The sequence below is a fragment of the Delftia sp. WSY_22 genome (assembly GCF_043104185.1).
In the GTDB taxonomy this organism is placed as follows: Bacteria; Pseudomonadota; Gammaproteobacteria; order Burkholderiales; family Burkholderiaceae_C; genus Comamonas; species Comamonas tsuruhatensis.
Map to the genome: position 1 here is coordinate 25,187 of NZ_JBICKN010000052.1, position 9,111 is coordinate 34,297.

Below are 9,111 nucleotides of genomic sequence, written 5' to 3' on the forward strand. Positions count from 1 at the left end.
ATCGATCCAGTATGAATAAATCCATTTTGAAGAATGGAAATATATATCCCTCGTTCCTAGAATCCGGCCGCATACCCCCTGCGCCGCATCCTGTGCCGCGCCACCCGCAAGGAGTTTTTCCCCGTGTCTGCCCTGCCCAGGTTCGCCATTGCGTCCAGCGTCGATACCCATGCCCATGTCTTCGAGCGCGGCCTGCCCATGCCCGATGTGCGCCGCTACGCGCCCGACGCAGATGCGGCCCTGGCCACGTATCTGCAGCACCTGGACACGCACGGCCTGGCCTATGGCGTGCTCGTGCAGCCCAGCTTCCTGGGCACGGACAACCGCTACATGCTCCAGGCCCTGCGCGCCCGGCCGCAGCGCCTGCGCGGCGTGGCCGTGGTCGATGACAACACGGGCGAGGACCACCTGCAGGCCCTGGCCGATGCCGGCGTGGTGGGCATGCGCCTGAACCTGATCGGCCTGCCTTTGCCTGATCTGAATGCGCCCGGTTGGCGCCGCGTGCTGGAGCAGGCCAACACCCTGGGCTGGCATGTGGAGCTGCACCTGCAGGCCGGGCGCTTGCCTGACCTGCTGCCCACCCTGCTGGCGGCCGGCTGCCGCGTGGTGGTCGACCACTTCGGGCGTCCTGACCCGGCCCTGGGCGTGCGCGACCCTGGCTTTGGCTATCTGCTGCAACAGGCCGGCAGCGGCCGTGTGTGGGTCAAGCTGTCCGCGCCCTACCGCATCTGGCCCGCCGCCGACTGCGCCGCCTCGGGGCGGCAGGCCACCGCGCAGTTGCTGCAGGCCTTTGCGGCCGAGCGATTGCTCTGGGGCAGCGACTGGCCGCACACCCAGCACGCGGGCCAGGCCAGCTATCCGGCGGCCGTGCGCTGGATGCACGACTGGCTGGACCCGCTGGACGATGCCGCCTCGCTGCAGGCCGTGCTGGGCCGCAGCGCCGTCGAGCTGTTCCGATTTCCGAGCCCGATTCAAACCCAAGGAGACACACCATGAAATCCCTGTCCAGACGCACCGCCGGCCTGTGGGCGGCCGCAGGCCTGATCTCGGCCGTTGCCGGCATGGCCGCGCCAGCCGCTGCGGCTGCAGCGGCCAACTACCCCGAGCGCCCCGTCACCCTGGTCGTGACCTATCCGCCGGGCGGCACGGTCGATGTGGTGGCGCGCCTGATCGGCCCCCGTCTGTCTGCCGAGCTGGGCCAGCCCGTGGTGATCGAGAACCGGGGCGGGGCAGGCGGCATGATCGGCGGCGCCCAGGTGGCCAAGGCCCAGCCCGACGGCTACACCCTGATGCTCGATGCCTCCAACCACGCGCAGAATCCCGCCATCCATGCGCGCATGCAGTTCGATACGCTCAAGGCCTTCGCGCCGGTCTCGCTGCTGCTGCGCGTGCCCAATGTGCTGGTGGTGGCGCCATCGTCCCCCATCAAGAGCGTGCAGGACCTGATCCAGGCCGGCCGCTCCGAAGCGGGCGGGCATCTGTACTTTGCGTCGGCAGGCCCGGGCTCGGCCCAGCACCTGGCGGGCGAGCTGTTCAACCTGCTGGCCAGGACGCAGCTGCACCATGTGGCCTACAAGGGCGGCGGCCCGGCCATGATGGACGTGATGTCGGGCCAGGTGCCGCTGATGTTTGCCAGCATGGGCTCGGCCTGGCAGCACGTGAAGACCGGCAAGCTGCGCGCGGTGGCCGTGGGCGGGCTGGAGCGCTCCAAGGCCGCGCCCGAGCTGCCGACCATTGCCGAGTCGGGCGTGCCCGGCTACGAGACCTACGAGTGGAACGCCATCTTTGCGCCGGCCGGCACGCCGCCCGCCATCGTGAACCGGCTGTCCACGGTGCTGGCCAAGGTGCTGCGCGAGCCTGCCATCGTGGAGCGGCTCGCTGGCATAGGTGCCGAGCCCATAGGCTCCACGCCGGCCGAGCTGGAGACATTCCGCCGCGCCGAGATCGCCAAATGGCAGAAGGTGGTGAAGGATTCGCGGCTCAAGCTGGACTGAGCGCGTGCAGGCCAGAAAGCGGACCATTGCGGTCTGCTGTACACCGCAGGCAGCCCTGGCGCGTTGAGCAGGAACGGGCGCTGGCTTGAACGGGTTCTTACACCTTTTCAGGCGCAACGGCCCATGCGGCCCCAGGCGCTTGGTAGAAACGGGGCCTTTCCTGTTTCACCCCTTCAAAAGAACATGGCCATGCTTACCTTGCGATCCACCTTGCGCGCCGCGGCCGCCCTTGCGCTGGCCTGCTCGGCCCTTGCGGCCCAGGCGCAGACCTATATCAGCGGCTCGGTCTCGGGCCAGCTGGCTCCGGGTGTCTACGGCACCGTGGACATAGGCAATGCCCCGCCTCCGCCGCTGCTGTACCAGCGGCCCGTCATCATCGCGCCGGCGCCCATGGCCCCGCCGCCGGTCTACATGTGGGTGCCGCCCGGCCATGCCAAGCACTGGGGCAAGCACTGCGCACGCTACGGTGCCTGCGGCCGCCCGGTGTACTTCCTGCGCAATCCGCCGCCGCACTGGCGCGCCGGGCCGCCGCGCCACGATCCTCGCTGGCGCGAGGAGCGCCGCCACCGCGAATGGGAGCACCGCCGCGATGACCGCCGCTGGGACCGCCACGACCGCCACGATCGGCATGACCGCCACGACGACCACCGCGGCCGCGGGCATGGCCATGATCGCGGCCGGGGCCATGACCGCGATTGAGCGTCACTGCGCCCCAATAAGTTGTATCAAGCAGTTGCGGCGCCCCTGCGTCGCAGCCTGCGGCCCAGGCTTGGCGTTGAGCTATGCCGGTTTGCTATAGCTGCTAGCGGGCTTGCCCAGTAGTGCCTGGCTCGCGCCATGCTCACAATAGCTGTCATACCCATACTGATAGAGACAGCCATGCAAACGGCCATTCCCTGCCTGCTGATGCGGGGCGGTACTTCCAAGGGCCCTTTCTTCCGGGCCAGCGATCTTCCCTCCGACCTGCCCACGCGCGACCGCGTGCTGCTCGCGGCCATGGGCTCGCCCGACAAGCGGCAGATCGACGGCGTGGGTGGCGCCCATCCGCTGACCAGCAAGGTCGGCATCGTCAGCCTCTCCGACAAGGAGGGCATAGACCTCGAATTCCTCTTCGCCCAACTGCAGCCCGACAAGGACACGGTGGACACCACACCCAACTGCGGCAACATGCTGGCCGGCGTGGTTCCCTTTGCGCTGGAGACCGGCATGGTGCAGCCGCGTGGCGAGACCAGCACCTTCCGCGTGCTGACACTCAACACCGGCATGGCGGCCGACATCACGGTGCAGACGCCCGGCGGCCAGGTGGAGTACGAAGGCTCGGCCCGCATCGACGGCGCGCCCGGCAGCTCGGCACCCATCGAAATCAGTTTCCTGGACACGGCCGGCTCGGTCTGCTCTGGCCTGCTGCCCACGGGCAAGCCCCGGGACACGGTCACGGTGACGGGCGAGGGGTTCGAGCCCTTCACGCTCGACGTCACCTGCATAGACAACGGCATGCCGCTGGTGATCTTCAAGGCGTCCGATGTGGGCGCCACCGGGCAGGAGACCGTGGCCGAGCTCAACGCCGACACCGACCTCAAGCGCCGCATCGAGGCGCTGCGCCTGCAGATCTCGCAGACCATGGGCCTGGGCGATGTCTCGGCCAAGAACTATCCCAAGATGACGCTGATCGCGCCGCCCCAGCATGGCGGCGCGCTGACCACGCGCAGCTTCATCCCCCATGTCTGCCATGACGCCATCGGCGTGCTGGCGGCCGTCACCGTGGGCACGGCGGTGAAGATGCCGGGCACCGTGTGCGAGGGCGTGGCACAGCTGCAGCAGGGCACGGGTCCGCTCACCGTCTCGGTGGAGCATCCCACGGGCGAGTTCAGCGTCACGCTGGACAGCGACCCGGCCCATCCCGACGTGGTGACCAAGGCGGCCCTGCTGCGCACGGCGCGCCTGCTGATGCGTGGCGAGGTCATGGTGCCGCGCTCGGTCTGGGACGGCCGCAGGCAGGACTGAAGAAACAGCGCAGGGGCTTGCCGGCCTCTGCGGTGCAAGGGGCGGGCCGCGCGCGCAGATGCGGTATCCGCCAGGCTGAGAGACAGTGGAAGAGACAAGTCATGACATCCGTCCAGAAGGACGCCGCAGCAACCGGCGTCAATGTGCAGACCCTGCTCAACGAGCACCCGTTTTCGGGATTCCAGTGGGTGATCTTTGCGCTGTGTTTCCTGATCGTTCTGCTCGATGGCTTTGATACGGCGGCCATCGGCTATATCGCGCCCTCGCTGATCACCGAGTGGGGCGTGAGCAAGCCCGCGCTGGCGCCCGTGCTCAGCGCTGCGCTGTTCGGCCTGGCCGCAGGCGCGATCTTCTCGGGCCCGCTGGCCGACCGCCTGGGCCGCAAGACCGTGCTCGTGGGCTCGGTCGCGGTGTTTGCCGTGGCCTGCCTGGCTTCCGGCTTTTCCCTCGACATCTGGACCCTGGCCGTGCTGCGCTTCGTCACCGGCCTGGGCCTGGGCGCCGCCATGCCCAATGCCGTCACGCTGATGAGCGAGTACTGCCCTGATTCGCGCCGTGCCACGCTGACCAACGCCATGTTCTGCGGATTTCCGCTGGGCGCGGCCTTCGGCGGCTTTCTGGCGGCCTGGATGATCCCGCATTTCGGCTGGCGCAGCGTGCTCATCCTGGGCGGTGCCGCGCCGCTGCTGCTGCTGGTGGCCCTGGTCGTGCTGCTGCCTGAATCCGTGCGCCACATGGTGGCCAACAACTACCCGGCCGAGCGCATCCGCAAGGTGCTGGCGCGCATTGCCGGTGATGCCGTGCAGGGCGTGCAGCGTTTCGTGCTGACCGAGGCCAGGCCCGAGGCCCAGGCCGGCAGCGGCATGGGCGTGGTGCTGTCGCGCCAGTACCGCGTGGGCTCGGTGATGCTGTGGATCGCCTACTTCATGGGCCTGGTCATCTTCTACGCGCTGATGAACTGGATGCCCGTGCTGTTCAAGGAAGCGGGCCTGGACCCCAAGACCGGCACCCTGGTGGCGGCGCTGTTCCCGCTGGGCGGCGTGGGCGCCGTGCTGTTCGGCTGGCTCATGGACCGCTTCAATGCCAACCGCATCATCGCCATCGGCTATGCGCTGACGGCGGCCTCCATCTGGTGGATAGGCCAGACGGCCGGCCACCTGGGCTGGCTGGTGGTGGCCGTCTTCCTGGCCGGCACCATCATGAACACCGCCCAGTCGTCCATGCCGGCGCTGGCCGCCGCCTTCTATCCGACACGCGGCCGCGCCACGGGCGTGGCCTGGATGCTGGGCATCGGGCGCTTCGGCGGCATCGCGGGCTCCTTCCTGGTGGCCGAGCTGTCGGCGCGCCACATGGCCTTCAGCGAGATCTTTGCCGTGGTGGCCATTCCTGGCGTGATCGCCATGGCCGCCCTCATCATCAAGCAGTACAGCAGTCCCGAGCCGCAGGGCGGCGCGGTGCCTGCCACGCCCCTTCATTGACACATTTCCACCCCATAAAGACGCAGGAGACCCTCCGATGATCATCGACGTACACGGCCACTACACCACCGCGCCCGCGGCCCTGGGCGCCTGGCGCGACCTGCAGATCGCGGGACTCAAGGACCCGTCCAAGGCCCCGCGGGCCAGCGAGCTGAAGATCAGCGACGACGAGATCCGCGAGACCATCGAGACCAACCAGCTCAAGCTGATGAAGCAGCGCGGCTCCGATCTCACCATCTTCAGCCCGCGCGCCAGCTTCATGGCGCACCACATCGGCGACTTCGAGACATCGAGCACCTGGGCCGCCATCTGCAACGAGCTGTGCTACCGCGTCAGCCAGCTGTTCCCCGATCACTTCATCCCGGCCGCCATGCTGCCGCAGTCGCCCGGGGTGGACCCCAAGACCTGCATTCCCGAGCTGGTCAAGTGCGTGGAGCAGTACGGCAACGTGGGCATCAACCTGAACCCCGATCCGTCAGGCGGCCACTGGACCTCGCCCCCGCTGTCGGACCGCTCCTGGTACCCCATCTACGAAAAGATGGTGGAGTACGACATCCCGGCCATGGTCCACGTCTCCACCAGCTGCAACGCGTGCTTCCACACCACGGGCGCCCACTACCTGAATGCCGACACCACGGCCTTCATGCAGTGCCTGACCAGCGACCTGTTCAAGGACTTCCCCACGCTCAAGTTCCTGATCCCCCATGGCGGCGGTGCCGTGCCCTACCACTGGGGCCGTTTCCGCGGCCTGGCGCAGGAACTCAAGAAGCCGCTGCTGGACGAGCACCTGCTCAACAACATCTTCTTCGACACCTGCGTCTACCACCAGCCGGGCATCGATCTGCTGACCAAGGTGATCCCGGTCAAGAACATCCTGTTCGCCAGCGAGATGATCGGCGCCGTGCGCGGCATCGATCCGACCACGGGCCACTACTACGACGACACCAAGCGCTACATCGAGGCCACGGCCAACCTCACCGAAGAAGAGCGCTACCAGGTCTACGAAGGCAACGCGCGCCGCGTGTTCCCGCGCCTGGACGCCGCCCTCAAGCAAAAGGGCCTGTAAGCAGGCCGCCACCACAGATCAAGGAGAACACCATGTACGAACTCGGTGTGGTTTACCGCAACATCCAGCGCGCCGACCGCGCGGCCGCCGACGGCCTGGCCGCCCTGGGCTCGGCCACCGTCCACGAGGCCATGGGCCGCGTGGGCCTGCTCAAGCCCTATATGCGTCCCATCTACGCGGGCCAGCAGGTCTCGGGCACGGCCGTCACCGTGCTGCTGCAGCCCGGCGACAACTGGATGATGCATGTGGCCGCAGAGCAGATCCAGCCCGGCGACATCGTGGTCGCGGCCGTGACCTCGGAATGCACGGACGGCTACTTCGGCGACCTGCTGGCCACGAGCTTTCAGGCGCGTGGCGCGCGTGCGCTGATCATCGACGCCGGCGTGCGCGACGTGAAGACGCTGCAGGAAATGAACTTTCCCGTGTGGAGCCGCGCCATCTCCTCCAAGGGCACGATCAAGGCCACGCTGGGCTCGGTCAACATCCCTGTGGTCTGCGCAGGCATGTGGGTCACGCCTGGCGACGTGATCGTGGCCGATGATGACGGCGTGGTCTGCGTGCCCGCCGCCAAGGCCGCCGAAACCCTGGCTGCCGCGCAAAAGCGCGAGAGCTTCGAGGGCGAGAAGCGCGCCAAGCTGGCTTCCGGCGTGCTGGGCCTGGACATGTACAAGATGCGCGAGCCGCTCGAAAAGGCCGGCCTTCGTTACATCGATTGAAGGAGGGAATATGAGCGCTTTTGAAAAGACCCCCGGCTGGCTGGACTGGTACGCCGGCCCCTCCAAGCCCAAGTTCCAGGTGCCCGCAGGCGCTGTCGATGCCCACTGCCACGTCTTCGGCCCTGGCGATGAATTCCCGTTCGCGCCCGAGCGCAAGTACACGCCCTGCGATGCCAGCAAGCAGCAGCTGTTCGCGCTGCGCGACCACCTGGGCTTTGCGCGCAACGTCATCGTGCAGGCCACCTGCCACGGCGCCGACAACCGCGCCATGGTCGATGCCTGCAAGGCCGCCGGCGGCAAGGCGCGCGGCGTGGCCACGGTGCGCCGCAGCGTGACCGACGAGGAACTGCAGGAACTGCACGCCGCCGGCGTGCGCGGCGTGCGCTTCAACTTCGTCAAGCGCCTGGTGGACTTCACGCCCAAGGACGAGCTGATGGAGATCGCGGGCCGCATCGCCAAGCTCGGCTGGCATGTGGTCATCTACTTCGAGGCCGTGGACCTGCCCGAGCTGTGGGATTTCTTCACCAGCCTGCCCACCACCGTGGTCGTGGACCACATGGGCCGCCCCGACGTGAGCAAGCCCGTGGACGGGCCCGAGTTCGAGCTGTTCCTCAAGTTCATGCGCGAGCACCAGAACGTCTGGAGCAAGGTCAGCTGCCCCGAGCGCCTGTCCGTCACCGGCCCCAAGGCGCTGGACGGCGAGCAAAATGCCTACCGTGACGTGGTGCCCTTCGCCCGCCGCGTGGTCGAGGAATTCCCCGACCGCGTGCTGTGGGGAACCGACTGGCCCCACCCCAATCTGAAGGACCACATGCCCGACGACGGCCTGCTGGTCGATTTCATCCCGCACATTGCACCGACTGCCGAGCTGCAGAAGAAGCTGCTGGTCGACAACCCCATGCGTCTGTACTGGCCCGAAGAAGCCTGAAGGCGACCATGTCCGGCCTGGGTGCCGGACATATTCAAGGAGATTCCATGGCATTGGACAAACCCTATCTGGACGTGCCCGGCACCATCATTTTTGATGCCGAGCAGTCCCGCAAAGGCTACTGGCTCAACCAGTTCTGCATGTCGCTGATGAAGGCCGAGAACCGCGAGCGCTTCAAGGCCGACGAGCGTGCCTACCTGGACGAATGGGCCATGAGCGAGGAGCAGAAGCAGGCCGTCCTGGCCCGCGATCTGAACTGGTGCATGCGCACGGGCGGCAACATCTACTTCCTGGCCAAGATCGGCGCCACGGATGGCAAGAGCTTCCAGCAAATGGCCGGCTCCATGACCGGCATGTCGGAAGAGGAATACCGCAACATGATGGTGAGCGGAGGCCGTTCGGCCGAAGGCAACCGCCGCGTGGGCGAGGAGGGCGATGCCCAGGCCCACCGCCAGCCGCAGGGCAAGGCCGGCAGCGTGGACAAGAACAACAAGGAAGGCAACTGACATGGCGCGCATCACCGCATCCGTCTACACCTCGCATGTGCCCGCCATCGGCGCGGCCATGGACCTGGGCAAGGTGGGCGACCCCTATTGGCAGCCGCTGTTCAAGGGCTTCGAGCACTCGCGCCAATGGCTCAAGGACAACAAGCCCGACGTGATCTTCCTGGTCTACAACGACCACGCGACCGCGTTCAGCCTGGACTTCATCCCGACGTTTGCCATCGGCACGGCCGCTGAATACCAGCCCGCCGACGAAGGCTGGGGCCCGCGCCCCGTGCCCAAGGTCATCGGCCATCCGGAACTGGCCAGCCACATTGCGCAGTCGGTGATCCAGCAGGACTTCGACCTGACCATCGTCAACAAGATGGACGTGGACCACGGCCTGACCGTGCCGCTGTCGCTGATGTGCGGCGAGCAGGACG

The 9,111-nt window shown here is 67.3% G+C and carries 9 protein-coding genes and 1 pseudogene; all 10 read left to right on the forward strand.

Annotation, left to right across the window (positions count from 1 at the left end; genetic code table 11):
* The first annotated feature begins 123 nt into the window (after window positions 1-123).
* Window positions 124-996 carry an amidohydrolase gene (locus ACF8NF_RS22630; protein ID WP_374007669.1) on the forward strand — a complete coding sequence of 291 codons (873 nt, stop codon included), beginning with the start codon at window positions 124-126 and terminating at the stop codon, window positions 994-996.
* The gene (locus ACF8NF_RS22635; protein ID WP_016450437.1) at window positions 993-1,994 is read left to right on the forward strand and encodes a tripartite tricarboxylate transporter substrate binding protein; all 1,002 of its coding nucleotides are present in this window, start codon (window positions 993-995) and stop codon (window positions 1,992-1,994) included. The genes ACF8NF_RS22630 and ACF8NF_RS22635 overlap by 4 nt, the downstream gene beginning before the upstream one ends.
* A 183-nt stretch (window positions 1,995-2,177) precedes the next feature.
* Window positions 2,178-2,693, forward strand: coding sequence for a hypothetical protein (locus ACF8NF_RS22640; RefSeq protein ID WP_016450436.1), 516 nt, complete (start codon window positions 2,178-2,180; stop codon window positions 2,691-2,693).
* 180 nt (window positions 2,694-2,873) lie between these two features.
* Window positions 2,874-3,998, forward strand: coding sequence for a 4-oxalomesaconate tautomerase (locus ACF8NF_RS22645; protein WP_279495057.1), 1,125 nt, complete (start codon window positions 2,874-2,876; stop codon window positions 3,996-3,998).
* A gap of 101 nt (window positions 3,999-4,099) precedes the next feature.
* Complete coding sequence (locus ACF8NF_RS22650; protein WP_392451303.1) at window positions 4,100-5,476, forward strand: MFS transporter; 1,377 nt, start codon at window positions 4,100-4,102, stop codon at window positions 5,474-5,476.
* A gap of 37 nt (window positions 5,477-5,513) precedes the next feature.
* The gene (locus tag ACF8NF_RS22655; protein WP_016454681.1) at window positions 5,514-6,542 is read left to right on the forward strand and encodes an amidohydrolase family protein; all 1,029 of its coding nucleotides are present in this window, start codon (window positions 5,514-5,516) and stop codon (window positions 6,540-6,542) included.
* A 32-nt stretch (window positions 6,543-6,574) separates the two neighbouring features.
* Window positions 6,575-7,258, forward strand: a complete 684-nt coding sequence (gene ligK, locus ACF8NF_RS22660) for a 4-carboxy-4-hydroxy-2-oxoadipate aldolase/oxaloacetate decarboxylase (RefSeq protein ID WP_012206250.1) — start codon at window positions 6,575-6,577, stop codon at window positions 7,256-7,258.
* 10 nt (window positions 7,259-7,268) lie between these two features.
* Entirely contained in the window at window positions 7,269-8,186 is a 918-nt protein-coding gene (locus ACF8NF_RS22665) for an amidohydrolase family protein (RefSeq protein ID WP_016454682.1), read from the forward strand.
* Window positions 8,187-8,233: 47 nt separating this feature from the next.
* Entirely contained in the window at window positions 8,234-8,692 is a 459-nt protein-coding gene (gene ligA / locus ACF8NF_RS22670; RefSeq protein ID WP_016450431.1) for a protocatechuate 4,5-dioxygenase subunit alpha, read from the forward strand.
* A gap of 1 nt (window position 8,693) precedes the next feature.
* Window positions 8,694-9,111, forward strand: a pseudogene (locus tag ACF8NF_RS22675) (protocatechuate 3,4-dioxygenase); the annotation flags it as partial.

What these genes read in the sequence shown, in the direction of transcription:
- ACF8NF_RS22650 (WP_392451303.1), top strand. Translation starts at nt 4,100, where the DNA reads ATGACATCCGTCCAGAAGGACGCCGCAGCAACCGGCGTCAATGTGCAG.
- ligK (WP_012206250.1), top strand. Translation starts at nt 6,575, where the DNA reads ATGTACGAACTCGGTGTGGTTTACCGCAACATCCAGCGCGCCGACCGC.
- ligA (WP_016450431.1), top strand. Translation starts at nt 8,234, where the DNA reads ATGGCATTGGACAAACCCTATCTGGACGTGCCCGGCACCATCATTTTT.
- ACF8NF_RS22645 (WP_279495057.1), top strand. Translation starts at nt 2,874, where the DNA reads ATGCAAACGGCCATTCCCTGCCTGCTGATGCGGGGCGGTACTTCCAAG.
- ACF8NF_RS22640 (WP_016450436.1), top strand. Translation starts at nt 2,178, where the DNA reads ATGGCCATGCTTACCTTGCGATCCACCTTGCGCGCCGCGGCCGCCCTT.
- ACF8NF_RS22665 (WP_016454682.1), top strand. Translation starts at nt 7,269, where the DNA reads ATGAGCGCTTTTGAAAAGACCCCCGGCTGGCTGGACTGGTACGCCGGC.
- ACF8NF_RS22635 (WP_016450437.1), top strand. Translation starts at nt 993, where the DNA reads ATGAAATCCCTGTCCAGACGCACCGCCGGCCTGTGGGCGGCCGCAGGC.
- ACF8NF_RS22655 (WP_016454681.1), top strand. Translation starts at nt 5,514, where the DNA reads ATGATCATCGACGTACACGGCCACTACACCACCGCGCCCGCGGCCCTG.